The following is a 15643-nucleotide window of genomic DNA, read 5'->3' as shown; positions in this document are numbered from 1 at the left end:
GCCTGCATCTCCTCGGCCCGCAATTCCGGCACGTCGATGGCAAGCGCCCGGTCCAGCGCCGCCGCCACGTCGCGCAGGCAGGCGATCTGCCGGGGCCGCGGCAGCGCCGGCCCGGCGCCGCGCTCGACCAGCGCCTCCACCCGCGCGCGCAACGCGGCCAGCAGATCCGCCAGCCCCGCGCCTGTCCGGGCACTCACCGCCAGCATCGCCGCCGGTACCGCGCCGCCCAGATCCGCCTTGGTGGCGATCCGCAGCGCGGGCACATCCGCAGGCGCGTCGGGAACTACGAAATCGGGCGCAGCACCGCAAAGGATCAAAAGATCAGCCCGGCGCGCATGGGCCTCGGCCCGGCGCACGCCCTCCGCCTCGATCGCATCATCCGACCGCCGCAGCCCCGCCGTGTCCACCAGCCGGACCGGAACCCCACCCAAATCGAGCCGCACGCCGATCGCATCGCGCGTCGTCCCCGGAATGTCGGAGACGATCGCAACCTCCTCGCCGGCAAGCGCGTTGACCAGGGTGGACTTGCCGGCATTCGGCGCGCCGAGCACGACGATCTCCACCCCCTCGCGCAGCCGCTCGGCCGCAAGCCCGGCGCCGATGGCGGCAACGATTTCGTCGCGCAGCCGCGCCATCGAAGCCAGCATCGCGGCTTCCACCTCCGCCGGCAGGTCTTCATCCGCGAAGTCGATCAGCGCCGCGAGCTGCGCCATCAGCCCGATCAGCGCCTCCCGCCAGGCGGCGACCGCCCGACTCATCGCCCCGCCCGCGAGGTCGAGCGCGAGTTGCCGTTGCGCCTCGGTCTCGGCGTCGATCAGGTCGGCGATGCCCTCGGCCTCCAGCAGGTCGAGCCGGCTGTTGAGAAAGGCGCGGCGGGAGAACTCGCCCGGTTCCGCCGGCCGCGCGCCGAGATCGAGCAGGGCGGCGGTGATCGCCGCGCGCACCGCCCGGCCGCCATGCAGGTGGAACTCGGCATAATCCTCGCCGGTCACGCTGGCCGGGCCGGGAAACCACAACAGCAGCCCGCGGTCGATGATTCCGCGCCGCCCATCGCGAAAACTGCGCAGGCTGGCGCGGCGTGGCGCCGGCAGGCTGCCGGCCAGCACCCCGATCACCCGCGCCACCCCCGCCCCGCTGAGGCGGAGGAGCGAAATGGCGCCGCCGACGCCGCTCGCCGGCGCGAAGATCACGTCGGACGGAGCGAGACTCATTTCGCCGGCGCGACCTCGCCCGGCAGCATCAGCTCGGCGACCGGGCGGCCGCCCTGCAAATCCTCGGTCAGGATCCGGTCCACCGCGTCGCGGTCCGGCACGCGATACCAGCGCCCCGCCGGGTAGATCACCACGGTCGGCCCGTGCTCGCAGCGGTCGAGACAGCCGGCGGCGTTGATGCGCACGCCCTGCAGGCCGAGTTCCTTCGCGCGGGCCTTCATGTAGTCGCGCAGTTTCTCCGATCCCTTGCCGCCGCAGGAGCCGCGCGGATGTCCCTCCGGGCGGTGATTGCCGCAGACGAAGACGTGATGGGCGAAATACGGAGGCTGCGCCGGAACATCATTCATGTCGTTCAGCTTTCATATCAATCTCGGGAAGAGCCCTCGCGTTCGGGCGCCGGACTGCTATCTACCGGAGCAGAAACGCTTCAGAAAGTCCGCAGCTCCATGTCCAGCACGCTCGACCGCAACACCCTCGCCGACGCCACCTCGCCCTATCTGCTCCAGCACGCCGACAATCCGGTCCACTGGCAGATGTGGTCGGACGCGACGCTGGCGGCAGCACGGGCGGCGAACAGGCTGATCCTGCTCTCGATCGGCTATGCCGCCTGCCACTGGTGCCACGTGATGGCGCATGAGAGCTTCGAGGACCCGGCGACGGCGGCGCTGATGAACCGGCTCTACGTCAACATCAAGGTCGATCGCGAGGAACGGCCGGACATCGACGGCATCTACATGACCGCGGTGCAGGCGATGGGCGAGCAGGGCGGCTGGCCGCTCACCGTGATCATGACGCCGGATGGCGCGCCGATCTTCGGCGGCACCTATTTCCCGCCCGAGCCGCGCTGGGGCCGGCCCTCGTTCCGGCAGGTGCTGGAAATGGTCGCCGATGCCTGGAAAAAGGACGGCGAGAAATTCGCCCGCAGCGGCGCCTCGCTGCTCAGGCGCATCGCCGCCCATGCCGAGCTGAAGTCCGGCGCGCCGATCGCCCCCGGCGACCTCGCGGCGGTCACCGAGCGGTTCCTCGGCATGATGGACTGGGAGGAAGGCGGGCTGCGCGGCGCGCCGAAATTCCCCAACGCGCCGATCTTCCGCTTCCTCTGGGGCGAATATGCCCGCACCGGCCGGCACGAGGCGGGCGCGGTCGTCGCGCTGATGCTCGCGCGCATGGCCCAGGGCGGCATCTGCGACCATCTCGGCGGCGGCTTCGCCCGCTACGCCACCGATGAAAGCTGGCTGGTGCCGCATTTCGAGAAGATGCTCTACGACAACGCGCAGCTGCTCGACCTGCTCGCCCTCGCCCATGCCGCCGAGCCGGACCTGCTGCTCGCCGCCCGCGCCGCCGAACTGGTCGAGTGGCTGCGGCGGGACATGCGGGCGCGGCACGACCCCGCGCCGGACGGGACGCTCGCCTTCGCCGCCTCGGAAGACGCCGATTCCGAGGGCGAGGAAGGTAAGTTCTATGTCTGGACGCGCGACGAGATCGCATCCGTGCTCGGGGCGGACATGGCGCTGTTCGAGGATCACTACCCCTGCCCCGCCGCCGGCAACTGGGAGGGCAAGCTGATCCTCACCCGTGCCACGCACCCCGAACACCCCGAGACAGAGGCGCGCCTCGCCGCCCTGCGCGCCCGCCTGTTCGCCGCCCGCGAAGGCAGGGTCCGCCCCGGCTGGGACGACAAGATCCTGGCCGACTGGAACGGCCTCGCCATCGCCGCCCTCGCGCGGGCGAGCGCGGTCTTCGCCCGGCCGGACTGGCTCGATCTCGCCATCGCGGCGCACGGTGCCGTCACCGCCCTGCTCGGCCGCGAGGACGGGCGGTTCGACCATGCGATCCGCCGGGGCAGGATCTCGGCCTCCGGCCTGCTCGACGACCAGGCGGCGATGCTGCGCGCCACCCTGGCCCTCTACCAGGCGACCGGGCGCGCCGCCTATCTCGACCAGGCGGAGCTTATCGCCGGGGCAACGCTGGCCGCCTTCGGCGACGGCCAGGGTGGGCTTCATCTCACCGCCGCGGACGCGGCCGACCTGCCCGGCGGCATCCGCCCCCGCGCCTCGTTCGACAACGCGACCCCCTCCGGCGCCGGCCTGTTCGCCGAGGGGCTGGCGATCCTGCATCACCTGACCGGCAGCGCCGCGCATCGCGATGCGGCGGCAGCGCTGATCGGCGCGCATACCGGCGAGCGGCGCGCCCTTTCCGCCTTCCCCACCCTGCTCGGCGCGGCGGCGCTGCTGGAGGAGGGGGCGAGCGTCGTCATCGTCGGCGATGCGGCCGATCCGCGCTTCGCCGCACTGCACCGCGCCGCCCTCGCCCATTTCGACCCGGCGGTGGTGGTGCTGCCGGTGGGCGATGCCACGTCGCTGCCGGAAGGCCATCCGGCGCATGGCAAGAGTGCCGCCGAACCCGCCGCCTTCGTCTGCCGCGCCCAGGTCTGCTCGCTGCCGGTGAGCGATCCGGCGCTGCTGCGCGGCCAGATTTCCCAACGCGCCGGCGTGGCGTAAACCCGACCACAGGCTGACCCAGAGGCTGACAAGGACAGATCATGGCTGCGATAGACGAAACTGCGGTGCGCGCGCGCATCGGCGCCTTCCGGACGGCGGAGGGCGCGGGCATTCCCGCCGGCATGGTGGACAGCGTCGCCACCCGCGAGGGGCTGGTGCAGGTGGCGCTGATGGTGGCGAAGGCGGATGCCGCGCGGCAGGAGCCGATGCGCCGGGCGCTGGAGGCCGATCTCGCCGCGATGCCGGGCGTGCGCAACGCGACGGTGATGTTCACCGCCCCGCGCGCCGCCGCCCCGCAGCCACAGGCGCAGGCGCAGGCGCAGGAGCCGGGCACGCTGCTCGGCCAGGTGGGCTCGATCGTCGCGGTCGCCTCGGGCAAGGGCGGGGTCGGGAAATCGACCGTCGCCGTCAATCTAGCTGTTGCGCTGGCGCGGCAGGGCAAGCGCGTCGGCCTGCTCGATGCCGACATCTACGGCCCCTCGCTGCCGCGCATGCTCGGCACGAAGGGCAAGCCCGAGATGGCGGGCAACAAGCTCGTGCCCATCGAGGCCTGGGGGCTGAAGGCGATCTCGATCGGTCATGTCGTCGAGGAGGAAACCGCGATGGTCTGGCGCGGGCCGATGGTGCTCAACGCGCTGACCCAGCTGATGACGCAGGTCGCCTGGCCCGAGCTGGATGTCATGGTGCTCGACCTGCCGCCCGGCACCGGCGACGTGCAGCTCACCCTCGCCCAGCGGCTGAAACTCGCCGGCGCGGTGATCGTCTCCACCCCGCAGGACATCTCGCTGCTCGATGCGCGGCGCGGCATTTCGATGTTCCGCCAGGTGCGGGTGCCGATCCTCGGCGTGGTCGAGAACATGAGCTTCTTCTGCTGCCCGAATTGCGGCACGCGGACCGATATTTTCGGCCATGGCGGCGCCGAGGCCGAGGCGGGGCGGCTCGGCGTGCCCTTCCTCGGCGCGGTGCCGCTGCTGGCACCGATCCGCGAGACCTCGGATGCCGGCACGCCGATCGCCGCCAGCGCGCCGGAGAGCGAGGCCGGGCGCGCCTTCGCCGCGGTGGCCACGGCGGTGGCGGCGGGGCTCGACGGCGCCGGCCCGGCGCGCGGGCCGCGCATCGTCATCGAATGAGACGATGGCCCAGGTCGGCTTCTACCACCTGACGCGTACCGGGCTGGAGGCCGCCCTGCCCGCCCTGCTCGCCCGCACCCTCGCCGCCGGCGCGCGGGCGGTGGTGCGCGGCACCGATCCCGCCCGGATCGAGGCGCTGGACGCCGCCCTCTGGCTCGCGCCGGGGGTGGACTGGCTGCCGCACGGCACCGCCGCGATGGGTCATGGCCCCGACCAGCCGGTCTGGCTCACCACCGGCGACGACGTGCCGAACGACGCGCGGTTCCTGTTCCTGGTGGATGGCGCGACGGCGGATCTCGCCCGCTTCGAGCGGGTGTTCGACCTGTTCGACGGCAACGACCCCGACGCGGTGGCCGCCGCGCGCGCCCGCTGGAAGGCCGCGCGCGCCGCCGGACATGCGCTGACCTACTGGCAGCAGGGCGAGACCGGCTGGATCAGGCAGGCGGAAGTCGCGCCGGAAACCTCGCGTTAAGGCTTTCATGCGAATCTCGCGGCGAAAGACCAAGAGGGTCCGCCGCCGATGGATTCACACGCCAGAGACATGTTCGACGAAGGCAACGCCGCCTTCAACGCCGGCCGGTACGACGATGCGGCGGCGGCCTTCGCGTCCTGCCTCGCGCGCGAGCCGGACCGGGTGGAGGCGCTGTACAATCGCGGCAACGCGTTGCAGAAGGCTGGCCGGCTGATCGAGTCGGTGGAGAGCTATCTGACCTGCGTGCGCATGGCCCCCGATTTCGCCCCCGTCTATTGCGCCCTGGCGGAAGCCCTGCGCGGCCTCCACATGTTCGACGACGCCAAGGCCATGGCGCAGGAGGCCGCAGCGCGGATGCCCCGCGATGTCGACACGCTGATCTGCCTCGCCGGCAAGCATTTCGATCTCGGCGAATTCCCCGAGGCGGCGCGGTTCTATGGCGAGGCGCTGGCGCTCGATCCCCTGCATGCGGGCGTGCTCAACAATCTGGCGAACGCGCTGCACTGCCTCGGCCAGGTCGACGCCGCGCTGGTGATGCACGAGCGCTGCTACCGGCTGGAGCCCGACAACCCGACCTGGCGCTACAACCGCGCGCTCGCGATGCTGGCGGCGGGCGATTTCAAACGCGGCTGGGCCGAGCATGAATGGCGCCGGCGCGAGCCGGTGGCCCCGCAGGCCGGGCCGCTCTGGCGCGGCGAGGATCCCGCCGGCCGCCGCATCCTGCTGGTGGCCGAACAAGGGCTGGGCGACACGCTGCAATTCGTCCGCTACGCGCCGCTGGTCGCCGCGCGGGGCGCCACGGTCGTGCTCGAAGCCCAGCCGGGGCTGGAGCGGCTGCTGCGCTCGGTGCCCGGCGTTGCCGAGGTGGTTCCGCGCGGCGCCAGCGCGCCCACCGACATGCACTGCCTGCTGATGAGCCTGCCCTGGCTGTTCGGCACCACGGTACAGACCATCCCGGCGACCTTGCCCTATCTCGCCCCGCCGGACGCGCTGCGGACCGCCTGGGCGACACGGGTCGGCGACGAGCCGCGCCTGCGCGTCGGGCTGGTCTGGGCTGGCGGAGCACGCCCCGACGATATCGACTGCGAGGTCATCGACCGCAGGCGCTCGATCGGCAATCCCGCCCTGCTGTCGCGCCTCGCCGAGGTGCCGGGTGTGCGGTTCTACAACCTGCAAAAGGACCGCGCCGGGTTGCCCGCGGAGCTCGATGCGGTCGACCTGATGGGTGGGGTCGCGGATTTCGCGGATACCGCGGCGCTGGTCGCGCAGCTCGACCTCGTGATCGCGGTCGATACCTCCGTGGCCCATCTTGCCGGCGCGATGGGCAAGCCGGTCTGGATGCTGTCCCGCCGGGACGGCTGCTGGCGCTGGATGCAGGATCGCGAGGATACCCCCTGGTACCCGACGATGCGGATCTATCGCCAGCGCACGCAGGGCGACTGGACCGAGGTGCTCGGCCGGGTGGCGACGGATCTGCGGGCCCTCGCGGCTGCGCACCAGCCGCGCCGCGTCGCGACACCGACCGCCCCCACAAAGCCGGCCGCTGCCCCCGCAGCGCCGCGCACGGCCAAGATAACCGGCGCCGGCAACGGGCCGATCCTGCGGGGGCCCGCACGAATTCCGGCCTGATTGACCGTCAGGCGGCGCTGCCGGCGGCCCAGCCGCTCGCCCAGGCCCACTGGAAATTGTAACCGCCGAGCCAGCCGGTGACATCCACCGCCTCGCCGACCACGAAAAGGCCGGGCACGCCCGCCGCCGCCAGGGTCCGCTGCGACAGGCCGGCCGTGTCCACCCCGCCGGCGGTGACCTCGGCCTTCACATAGCCTTCCGTTCCCGCGGGAACGATCCGCCAGGACTTGAGCCGGGCGCCGAGGTCGAGCAGCGCGCGGTCGGCGATGGCCGCGACCGGGCCGGGAGGCAACGCGGCGGGCATGAACGCATCCGCCATGCGCTGCGGCATCACCCCGCCGAGCAGCGTGCGCAGCGCGGATTTCGGCGCCTCGCGCTTGCGGCGGAGCAGAAAATCCGGGCCTTCGTCGGGCAGCAGATCGATCCCCACCGTCATCCCCTCGCGCCAGGCGGTCGAGACCTGCAGGATCGCGGGGCCGGACAGGCCGCGATGGGTGAACAGCATCGCCTCGCGGAAGCGGGCACGGCCGCAGGCGGCGACGACCGGTTGCGACACGCCGGCCAGCGGGGTGGCGCGGGCGCGTTCCTCCCCCTCCAGCACGAAGGGCACCAGCGCCGGGCGCGGGGGGACGATGCGAAGGCCGAAGCGGGCGGCGAGGTCGTGGGCGAAGCCGGTCGCGCCGAGTTTCGGGATCGACAGGCCGCCGGTCGCGAGGATCAGCGATCCGGCGGCGAACGGGCCGGCCGAGGTGTCGAGGCGGAAGTCGGGCCCGCCGCCGACCTCGGTGATGGTGCAGAGCGTGCGGATTTCCACGCCGGCGGCGGCGCATTCGGCGAGCAGCATGGCGACGATGGCGCGGGCCGGCCCATCGCAGAACAGCTGGCCGAGCGTCTTCTCGTGCCAGGCGATGCGGTGCGCCTCGACCATGGCGAGAAAGTCGCGCGGCGAAAACCCGGCGAGCGCCGAGGCGCAGAACCGCCGGTTCTCCGAGAAGAAGCGGTCCGGCGCGGTATGGATGTTCGTGAAGTTGCAGCGCCCGCCGCCCGAAATCAGGATCTTGCGGCCCGCTTCCGGCGCATGGTCGAGCACCAGCACGCGGCGGCCGCGCCGCCCGGCGGCGATGGCGGCCATCAGCCCGGCGGCCCCGGCGCCCAGAATGATCACGTCGAACTGCCGCATTCCCGCTCCCAGGGCACCAACCGAAGCGCCCGCCTTAAAGCAGGATGGCGAAAGAACAAAAATTTGAAACGCTTAATTTGCCGGAGGAAAAATTAAGCGTTACTTTCATCGGATGATGAACATCACGCTTCGGCAGATGCGCGCCGTCGCCGCACTCGGCCGCCACGGTTCGGTGACGCGGGCGGCGGGCGACCTGCATGTGTCCCCGCCGGCGGTAACGCTGCAGATCAAGGCGATCGAGGACCAGCTCGGCGTGCCTCTGGTCGAGCGCTCGACCGGCGGCATGGCGCTGACCGCGGCGGGGCGGATCGTCGCCGAGTCGGCCGCGCGGATCGAGGCGGTGCTGCGCGAGACCGAGGCCGGCATCGCGGCGTTGAGCGGGGCGGAGCGCGGGGCCGTGCATGTCGGCATCATCAGCACGGCGAAATACTACGCGCCGCGCGCCCTCGCCGCCTTCGCCGCCGCGCATCCGGGGATCGAGCTCAAGCTGACGGTCGGCAACCGCGACGAGATCATCGCCGGCCTCGCGCAGCATGACGTCGATCTCGCGATCATGGGCCGGCCGCCGACCGACATGAAGGTGATCGCCGACCTGATCGGCGACCATCCGCACGTGGTGATCGCCCCACCGGGCCACCGCCTCGCGGGGCGGCGCGACATTCCGCCGGCGGAACTGAACGACGAGGTGCTGCTGGTGCGCGAGGCCGGCAGCGGCACGCGCCGGCTGATGGAGGATTACGCCGCCGCCGCCGGCATTTCGCCGCGCATCGGCATGCAGATCGGCAGCAACGAGACGATCAAGCAGGCCGTCATGGCCGGACTTGGCATCGCGTTCCTCTCGGCGCACACCGTCGACGCCGAGCTGCGCGACGGCCGGCTGGCGCGGCTCGACATCCGGGGCACGCCGGTGGTGCGGCAGTGGTATGCGGTGCATCTCGCGGAACGGACGACGATGCCCGCCTCGGCCACGCTGCTCGGCTTCCTGCGGGAGAACGGCGCCGCGTTCATGCCCGGCACCGGGGCGGCCGCAAACAGCGGGTGAGCGGACGCAATTGATGCCGGCCCGAACTTCGGTCATGGTCCGCGCCGCATGAACACGGTTCCCTATTTCGCCCATCCGGGCATTGCGACACTCGCCCTGCCGCGCCATCTCGCGCTGTTCGCCGGCCTCGCGCTGTTTTCAGGCTTCGTCGTGCGGCTGATGATCGCCATCGGCGTTCCCGACCGGCCGGACGCCCGCAAGGCGCACACCAGGGTGATGCCGAAATCCGGCGGCGTCGGCATCGTCGGCGCCTTCATGCTCGGCATCCTGCTGCTGTACCGCTACGGCCATGTCTCGCGCCTCGCGGCTCCGGTGTTTCTCGGGGTGATCGCGGCGGCCGCGCTCATCGCGGCCGTTTCGCTGCTCGACGACCTGAAGGATTTTCCCTTCGCGGTGAAGCTGGGGGCGCAGTGCGTCGCCGCCGTGGTCGCGGTGGGATCGGGGATTTCGGCGGTGCGGTTCGACCTGCCGCTGATCGGTGGGGTGGCGCTTGGCGCGGCGGGGCCGGTGCTCTCGGTCGGCTGGATCCTGTTCGTCACCAATGCGATGAACTTCATCGACGGGCTGGACGGTCTCGCGGCCGGCACGACGCTGGTCACCTGCCTGTTCCTCGCCGGCATCGCCGGGCTGCATGGCGGCTTCTTCGTCTACACCACGGCCCTGCTGCTGGCCGGCGGCGTGGCCGGGTTCCTGCCGTTCAACTGGCCGCGCGCGCGGATTTTCATGGGCGATGTCGGCAGCCAGTTCTGCGGTTTCATGCTGGCGGTGCTGGGGCTCGCGGCGACGCATTACCAGCACGTCCCGCTCTCGTTCCTCGTGGTGCCGCTGCTGCTCTCGGGCGTGCTGCTGGATGTGAGCTTCACCCTCGCGCGGCGGGCCCTGGCCGGCAGGAACCTCGCGCGGGCGCATCGCGGGCATCTGTATCAGGTCGCCCACCGCGCCGGGGTCGATCCGCGGATCGTCGCGGTGGTCTACTGGGGGTTCGCGGCGTTCGGCGGCGTTGTGGTGATCGGGTTCCTCAACGCGGCGACGGCGTGGAAGCCGCTGGTGGTCTTCGCGCCGCTGCTCCCCTTCGCGCTCTGGGCCGGCTTCGTCATCCGCAGGGCGCGCGCGGTGAACCTCGGCGACTGGGGATAGGCGAAGGCGCGATCAGCCGGAGCTGCCGAGCTGCGTCACCAGGATGCCGGCCACGATCAGCAGCGCGCCGAGCCAGAAGATCGGGCGGATCGCATCGCCATAGACGGCGCGCGACGCCAGCGGAACCAGGACGACGCCCAGCGCGACATAGGGATAGGCCCGGCTGAGCGGCACGCGCGAGAGGATCCAGATCCAGATCAGCGTCGCGATGCCGTAAAGCGCGAGCGCCGCGTAGAGCGCCGGCGCGCGCAGCAGCACGGGCACGCCGCTGGCCAGGGAATGACCGCGCAGGTCCAGCCCCACCTTGCGGAACAGGAGCTGGCCGCTCGCCATCAGCAGCGTGAACAGCAGCAGAATCAGGTTATCGATCACCTTCGTCCTCGCCTGCGGACAGAAACGGGTGGAGCGCGCGCCGCGGCACCGACAGAATGTCGTAATTGATGAAGGACAGGATCATCTGCAGTCCGGCGATGATGGGCAGCGCGCTCAGCATGACCGTGCCCGAACTGGTGATGATGCCGCGGGAGGCGTTGATGGCCCAGTTCCACGCGCCGAAGATCACGCCGAACACCAGGATCAGCGCACCGAATGCCAGTTCGAGCGTGGCGATCGAGAAGTCGCGCAGGACGTAGTTGTAGACGATCCGCTTGGCGAAGTTGCGCGCATGCCCGGCAAGGAAGGCGGGAATCACGCGGAATATCCGCAGATGGCTGCGCTCCTCGCCATAAACCGCCGTCATCGGGATATCGATCACCGCCGCCCTGATCGTGCCGAGCCGGAACAGCAGGTCGGATTCGAAGAAATAGCGCGGGGCGATGCGCTCCAGCGGAAGCTGCGCCAGCGTTCGCGCATGGACCGCGGTGTAGCCGTTGGTCGGGTCGAAGATGTTCCAGTAGCCGGACGAGAGCTTGGTCATGAACGACAGCACCGCATTGCCGGCGAGCCGCACCGCCGGCATCGACCGCACGTCCTCGGGATTGAAGAAGCGGTTGCCCTTCGCGTAGTCGGCGGTTCCATCGAGGATCGGCCGCACGAAGCGGGGCAGCAGGCGCGGGTCCATCTGGCCGTCGCCGTCGATCTTCACGAGAATGTCGCAGCCATCCGCCATGGCCTGACGGTAGCCGGTGATGGTCGCGAGGCCGACCCCGCCATTATCCTGGCGGCGGATGACCCTCACCCGCGCATCGGCGCAATGCGCCTGCACGAAATCCCCCGACCGGTCGGGGCAGCGGTCGTCGACGACATAGATCGCCGCAACCTCGGGGCCGATCCGCGCCAGCACGTCGAGGATATGCGCGGTCACGCGATAGCTCGGAATGACAACGGCGATCCGCGCCACCCGCGGCGGCGGCGGGCCCGGTGAGCGCGACCGGAGCGGCTCCTGCGGCCGGTTGTCCATCATGCCGGATCTCGTGGAGTGTGGGCCACGGGATGCCGCCTACCAGAACCTGTGCCGGATCACCGCCGGCAGCACGGCGATGTCGACGGCCGACAGGATCAGGACCGGGGCGACCAGGACGAACCCGAGCACGGCCGAGAGCGGCGCCGGCAGGGCGGATGCCCGCCATCGCGGCGACGGGCGCGGAACCAGCAGCGGAACGAAGGGAACCAGCGGCAGGAAATACCGCCCCTGGACGCCCATGAGCATCGTCGCGCCGACCGGCGTCCATGACACATACAGCGACAGGCAGACCGCGATCACGCTGGCCAGCACGAGCGACAGGGTGAAGCCGCCATCGGGCAGCGTCCAGCGCCGCGCCCCGCGGCGCTGCATGAGCGGCACGGCGCAGCAGGCCAGCAGCAGGGCGACCAGCCAGGCCTCGCGCAGCCAGGATGGAATCGGAACGTTCAGCCAGCCGAGATCACCGATGAACTCGGCCACCAGCACATTGAAATAGGTCTCGACATAGCGGACCGGTATCGCCACGATCTGCGCCGGGTGGGCGAGCAGGACATGCAGGTTCGCCATCACGTCGATGCTGTCGAACATCTGGCCGGGACGGCCGGGCCAGAGCGGTCCGGCCGGGTAGGGCGTGACGTCGCGCGGCACGAAGCTCGTCCGCATCATCACGGCAAGCCAGATCGTGGCGGGAATCCCGCACAGCCCGGCCGCGACGAGCCGCCGCCACAGGCCGCGCTCCATCACCGGCATCGCGGCGCAGAACACCAGCAGGCCATAGGGCGGCTTCGAGCAGACCATGATCGCGAGCAGCCCCGCCGCCAGCCAGCGGAACGCCGGCCGCGTGGCCGGGTCGTGGGTGAGCAGGGCGCCGGCGAGCGCGCAGGTGGCGATGATCATGCCGTCCTGGTTGAAGGACGCCGCGAGCGAAACCGTCATCGGCAGGCTGAGCAGCGCGAACAGCAACACCGCGCCGAACCGCGCGATGAACAGGGCGAGCGCGCCCAGCGTGAGATAACCCAGCAGCATGAAGACGCGGCCGAGATAAAGCGCGCCGAGGGGACGCAGCCCGATCAGCCGCCCCGCCGCGATCCCCAGCGCGCCGGGCATGTACAGCACCGGGAGATATTCGATGCTCCCGCTCGCCACGAAATAGACGGGCGGGCCGGAAGACCAGGGTATCGCCGCCGCCCTGGCGCGGTCCGCCGGGGTCAGGAGCCGATGCCGGAGCGGGCGGAATTCCGACAGGCTGGCGCGGAGGACCCCGTCATTCACGAAAAGACCCGAGACCTGCGTATGGCCGATGACCGCACGGTGACCAAGAATGTCGAAATCGAGCAGCCCCGCGGCCCGGGCGATATGCGACGGCTCGTCCGCCACCTCGCCCATCGGGGTCGCATAGACCAGGCGCAATCCGCACCAGCCGCTGAGAAACACGAATGCCGCGACAAGGAACAAACGACGGGCGTCGGGCCGCGACGAACCGAAATCGATCCGCATGCGGAAGACATGGCCCGGCAACAGGTCCGGCATCTCGAACTCCAAATATCTTCGGGCCCGCCTGGTGCCGGCCGTCGTGAAATGGCGGAGTGGCTTTCCGCGGTAACGTTAATGCAAATGACAATACCAGCCGATTGGGCAGAATGGCAAACGGTCCGTCAGTAGCGCGGAAAACCCCGAATCGCGCCGCGTCTTGCCTGCGCGAACCGGATCGCCGAAAGGTGGGCTCATTCGGAGAGACAGATTGATGCGACGGCTATACGTGCAGCGGTGGATCCTGGAACTTGCGGCCTTTCTGGTCGTGGGCGCGCTCCTGTCGTTGTCGTGCCGGACCGATGCGAACTGGGATCTGCAGAACTATCACCTGTACGCGCCCTTCGCGGCGCTGAACGGGCGGCTCGGCGCCGATTACTTCGCCGGCGGGTTTCAGGCCTATCTCAACCCGCTCGAAGACATGCCCTATTACATGGCGAAATTCGTCCTGTTCCCGCATGCGCCGCGGATCGTCGCCCTGTGCGCCGGCCTTCCGTTCGGGTTCCTGGCCTTCGTCGTCTTCCAACTCGCGCGCACTCTGGTCGGCGAACCATGGGCCGCGACCTTCGCCGCCCTGACCGGGCTTACCGGCGCCACGACGCTGTCCGAAGTCGGCACGACCTATGACGACATCCTGACCGCCGGCCTCGTGCTTCTCGCACTGCTCGGCGTGGTGCGCTTCTGGCGCCATGCCGTCGCCATCGCTGGCGGGTTGTGCGGGCTTGCCGTCGCGCTCAAGCTGACCGCCGCGATCTATGTGCTACCGCTGGCGGGCGCCGTCGCGATCATGGCGCCGGCACGGCGCGACCTGTTCCGCAATGCGGGCATCTTCACGGCGACATCCGCCCTCGCCTTCACAGTGGGGTATGGCTGGTGGGGCGTCCTGCTCTGGCGCCATTTCCACGACCCGGTCTTCCCGCTGCTGGGCGGGCTGTTCCATGCGCCCCTCGCGCCACGCCTCGACCCGCACGACGTACGGTTCCTGCCGCGATCGGTGGGACAATGGATCGCCTATCCGTTATATTGGATCGAGGGGCGAAGCTTCGTCGTGTCCGAGGAACCGTTGCGCGATCCGCGCTTCGCCCTCGCCTGGCTCGCGGCGCTCGCCGCGGGCGTCGGGCTGCTGCGCCGGCGGATGGAGCGCCCGGAAGCGCCGACGCTCGCGCTCTGGTGGTTCATTGTCGTGGCCTACCCGATCTGGCTGATGGTGTTCTCGATCCTGCGCTACGCGCTGCCGCTCGAGGTCTGCACGGGAATTTTCGTGGTGACCGTCCTGCAACGCCGCTTCGCGAGGGCGACAGTGACCCGCCTCGCTCTGGCGCTGCTGGTGTTCTGCCTGGTCACGACCAAACCGATCGGCTGGGGCCGGATCGGCTATGGGGAAAGCCTGGTCGAGGGAAAGGTGCCGGTTCTGCCCAGCGGCGCGCTGGTGCTGATGCGGGGCGCCCCGCTCGGCTACGTCGTCGTGCGGCTTGCCACTTCCGGTAGCCGCTTCGTGAACATGCAGGACCTCGCGCTGGATCCGGCGGAGCAACGCATCGTGCGGCGGCGCCTCGCGCGGAGCCGGCCGGCGTTCCTGCTGACCAACCGCCCGGTCACGCACGCCGCTCCAGCGCTCGCGCGGTTCGGCACGTCGGTCGGTTCCGGCGCGTGCCGCATCGTCCACTCGCCGGTGCAGCGGTCAATCGAGCTGTGCCGTATCCGTCGCGACCCGAAACAGGTCGAGTCATCGCATCGGAAGCAATTCGCGCGGGAAGCAGAGGGTTCGCGCTGGAGCGGGTAGCGGGAATCGAACCCGCGCGTTCAGCTTGGGAAGCTGACAGGCTACCATTACATCATACCCGCGTGGCGCGAGCCGAGATTTAGTCCGCGCCGGGCGTTGGCGCAACTCCCATGGCGGCGAGGGCGCGGGGGAAAAAGTCCGTGCCGCCGAAATTGCCGGATTTGAGGGCGAAGAGACGCGGCTCGGGCTCGATGCTGCGCAGCAGCGGCACGCCGGGGGCGATTTCGGCGCCGATCTCGAAGGCGGGGATGCCGAGACGGTCGACGATCGCGCCCGAGGTTTCACCGCCGGCGACGATCAGGCGGCGCACACCGCGATCGGCGAGCCCCGCGGCGAGGGTGGCGAGGGCGGCTTCGATCCGCGCGCCGACCTCGGCGCCATGGGCGGATTTCAGCGCCGCGACCGCCTCCGGCGTCGCCGAGCTGGCGAGCAGGACGGGGCCGGAATCGAGCAGTTCACCGGCCCAGTCGAGGGCGGCGGACATATCGCCCGCGAGCAGGGAGTCGGCGTCGAGATGGCAGATCGGTATCCGCCCCCTCACCGCCGCGATCTGGTCCAGCGTCGCCGCCGAGCAACTGCCGGCGATGATCGCGGCCGGCCCTTCCGGCGCGGGGAAATCGGGGGCG

Annotated in this window: 14 protein-coding genes and 1 tRNA gene; 7 read left to right on the top strand and 8 right to left on the bottom strand. The window is 70.5% G+C overall.

The window, feature by feature from the left end; all coding sequences use genetic code 11:
- Positions 1 to 1211: tRNA uridine-5-carboxymethylaminomethyl(34) synthesis GTPase MnmE (gene mnmE, locus RT91_RS14290; RefSeq protein ID WP_035187898.1), on the bottom strand; the 1211-nt coding region annotated here is incomplete at its 3' end.
- Positions 1208 to 1558 carry a ferredoxin gene (locus RT91_RS14285; protein ID WP_007424351.1) on the bottom strand — a complete coding sequence of 117 codons (351 nt, stop codon included), beginning with the start codon at positions 1556 to 1558 and terminating at the stop codon, positions 1208 to 1210. The genes mnmE and RT91_RS14285, both read right to left, overlap by 4 nt.
- 99 nt (positions 1559 to 1657) lie before the next feature.
- On the opposite strand from RT91_RS14285, the gene RT91_RS14280 reads away from it, so the two are divergent.
- The 4 genes from RT91_RS14280 (at position 1658) to RT91_RS14265 (ending at position 6943) form a co-directional block, all read left to right on the top strand.
- Positions 1658 to 3712, top strand: a complete 2055-nt coding sequence (locus RT91_RS14280; protein ID WP_035187895.1) for a thioredoxin domain-containing protein — start codon at positions 1658 to 1660, stop codon at positions 3710 to 3712.
- 41 nt (positions 3713 to 3753) lie between these two features.
- Entirely contained in the window at positions 3754 to 4842 is a 1089-nt protein-coding gene (locus RT91_RS14275; protein ID WP_035187892.1) for an Mrp/NBP35 family ATP-binding protein, read from the top strand.
- Positions 4843 to 4846: 4 nt separating this feature from the next.
- Positions 4847 to 5314, top strand: a complete 468-nt coding sequence (locus tag RT91_RS14270; protein WP_035187890.1) for a DNA polymerase III subunit chi — start codon at positions 4847 to 4849, stop codon at positions 5312 to 5314.
- Positions 5315 to 5383: 69 nt separating this feature from the next.
- Positions 5384 to 6943, top strand: coding sequence for a tetratricopeptide repeat protein (locus RT91_RS14265; RefSeq protein WP_240314312.1), 1560 nt, complete (start codon positions 5384 to 5386; stop codon positions 6941 to 6943).
- A gap of 7 nt (positions 6944 to 6950) precedes the next feature.
- Here the strand turns inward: RT91_RS14265 and RT91_RS14260 are convergent, their stop codons facing one another.
- On the bottom strand, positions 6951 to 8123 hold the full coding sequence (locus tag RT91_RS14260) for an aminoacetone oxidase family FAD-binding enzyme (RefSeq protein ID WP_007422538.1): 1173 nt from the start codon (positions 8121 to 8123) through the stop codon (positions 6951 to 6953).
- Positions 8124 to 8238: 115 nt separating this feature from the next.
- On the opposite strand from RT91_RS14260, the gene RT91_RS14255 reads away from it, so the two are divergent.
- Both RT91_RS14255 and RT91_RS14250 read left to right on the top strand, forming a co-directional pair.
- On the top strand, positions 8239 to 9165 hold the full coding sequence (locus tag RT91_RS14255; RefSeq protein ID WP_231844425.1) for a LysR family transcriptional regulator: 927 nt from the start codon (positions 8239 to 8241) through the stop codon (positions 9163 to 9165).
- Positions 9166 to 9213: 48 nt separating this feature from the next.
- A complete protein-coding gene (locus tag RT91_RS14250) occupies positions 9214 to 10302 on the top strand; it encodes an MraY family glycosyltransferase (protein ID WP_007422536.1) in 1089 nt (362 codons plus the stop codon).
- A gap of 12 nt (positions 10303 to 10314) precedes the next feature.
- On the opposite strand, the gene RT91_RS14245 is transcribed toward RT91_RS14250, so the two are convergent.
- From RT91_RS14245 to RT91_RS14235, 3 genes are read right to left on the bottom strand one after another with little or no spacing between them, the layout of a single operon-like run.
- Entirely contained in the window at positions 10315 to 10674 is a 360-nt protein-coding gene (locus tag RT91_RS14245) for an EamA family transporter (protein WP_012040042.1), read from the bottom strand.
- Entirely contained in the window at positions 10664 to 11704 is a 1041-nt protein-coding gene (locus RT91_RS14240; RefSeq protein WP_007422534.1) for a glycosyltransferase family 2 protein, read from the bottom strand. Before RT91_RS14240 ends, RT91_RS14245 begins: the two co-directional genes overlap by 11 nt.
- Before the next feature lie 36 nt (positions 11705 to 11740).
- The gene (locus tag RT91_RS14235; protein ID WP_035187900.1) at positions 11741 to 13234 is read right to left on the bottom strand and encodes a DUF2142 domain-containing protein; all 1494 of its coding nucleotides are present in this window, start codon (positions 13232 to 13234) and stop codon (positions 11741 to 11743) included.
- A 229-nt stretch (positions 13235 to 13463) separates the two neighbouring features.
- Between RT91_RS14235 and RT91_RS20700 the strand changes: the two genes are divergently transcribed.
- Positions 13464 to 15017 (top strand): hypothetical protein, encoded by a 1554-nt coding sequence (locus tag RT91_RS20700; protein ID WP_082468613.1) that lies wholly within the window; start codon positions 13464 to 13466, stop codon positions 15015 to 15017.
- On the opposite strand, the gene RT91_RS14225 is transcribed toward RT91_RS20700, so the two are convergent.
- Both RT91_RS14225 and RT91_RS14220 read right to left on the bottom strand, forming a co-directional pair.
- Positions 15006 to 15079, bottom strand: a tRNA-Gly gene (locus RT91_RS14225). The genes RT91_RS20700 and RT91_RS14225 overlap by 12 nt on opposite strands.
- 17 nt (positions 15080 to 15096) lie before the next feature.
- The coding region (locus RT91_RS14220; protein ID WP_035187881.1) for a nucleotide-binding domain containing protein at positions 15097 to 15643 on the bottom strand (547 nt) is incomplete at its 5' end.

This window comes from Acidiphilium sp. JA12-A1 (genome assembly GCF_000724705.2).
GTDB lineage: Bacteria > Pseudomonadota > Alphaproteobacteria > Acetobacterales > Acetobacteraceae > Acidiphilium > Acidiphilium multivorum.
This window is presented reverse-complemented; position numbering and strand designations above follow the sequence as displayed.

What these genes read in the sequence shown, in the direction of transcription:
- RT91_RS14275 (WP_035187892.1), top strand. Translation starts at nt 3,754, where the DNA reads ATGGCTGCGATAGACGAAACTGCGGTGCGCGCGCGCATCGGCGCCTTC.
- RT91_RS14250 (WP_007422536.1), top strand. Translation starts at nt 9,214, where the DNA reads ATGAACACGGTTCCCTATTTCGCCCATCCGGGCATTGCGACACTCGCC.
- RT91_RS14260 (WP_007422538.1), bottom strand. Translation starts at nt 8,123, where the DNA reads ATGCGGCAGTTCGACGTGATCATTCTGGGCGCCGGGGCCGCCGGGCTG.
- RT91_RS14270 (WP_035187890.1), top strand. Translation starts at nt 4,847, where the DNA reads ATGGCCCAGGTCGGCTTCTACCACCTGACGCGTACCGGGCTGGAGGCC.
- RT91_RS14265 (WP_240314312.1), top strand. Translation starts at nt 5,384, where the DNA reads ATGTTCGACGAAGGCAACGCCGCCTTCAACGCCGGCCGGTACGACGAT.
- RT91_RS14235 (WP_035187900.1), bottom strand. Translation starts at nt 13,234, where the DNA reads ATGCCGGACCTGTTGCCGGGCCATGTCTTCCGCATGCGGATCGATTTC.
- RT91_RS14285 (WP_007424351.1), bottom strand. Translation starts at nt 1,558, where the DNA reads ATGAATGATGTTCCGGCGCAGCCTCCGTATTTCGCCCATCACGTCTTC.
- RT91_RS14240 (WP_007422534.1), bottom strand. Translation starts at nt 11,704, where the DNA reads ATGATGGACAACCGGCCGCAGGAGCCGCTCCGGTCGCGCTCACCGGGC.
- RT91_RS14255 (WP_231844425.1), top strand. Translation starts at nt 8,239, where the DNA reads ATGAACATCACGCTTCGGCAGATGCGCGCCGTCGCCGCACTCGGCCGC.
- RT91_RS14280 (WP_035187895.1), top strand. Translation starts at nt 1,658, where the DNA reads ATGTCCAGCACGCTCGACCGCAACACCCTCGCCGACGCCACCTCGCCC.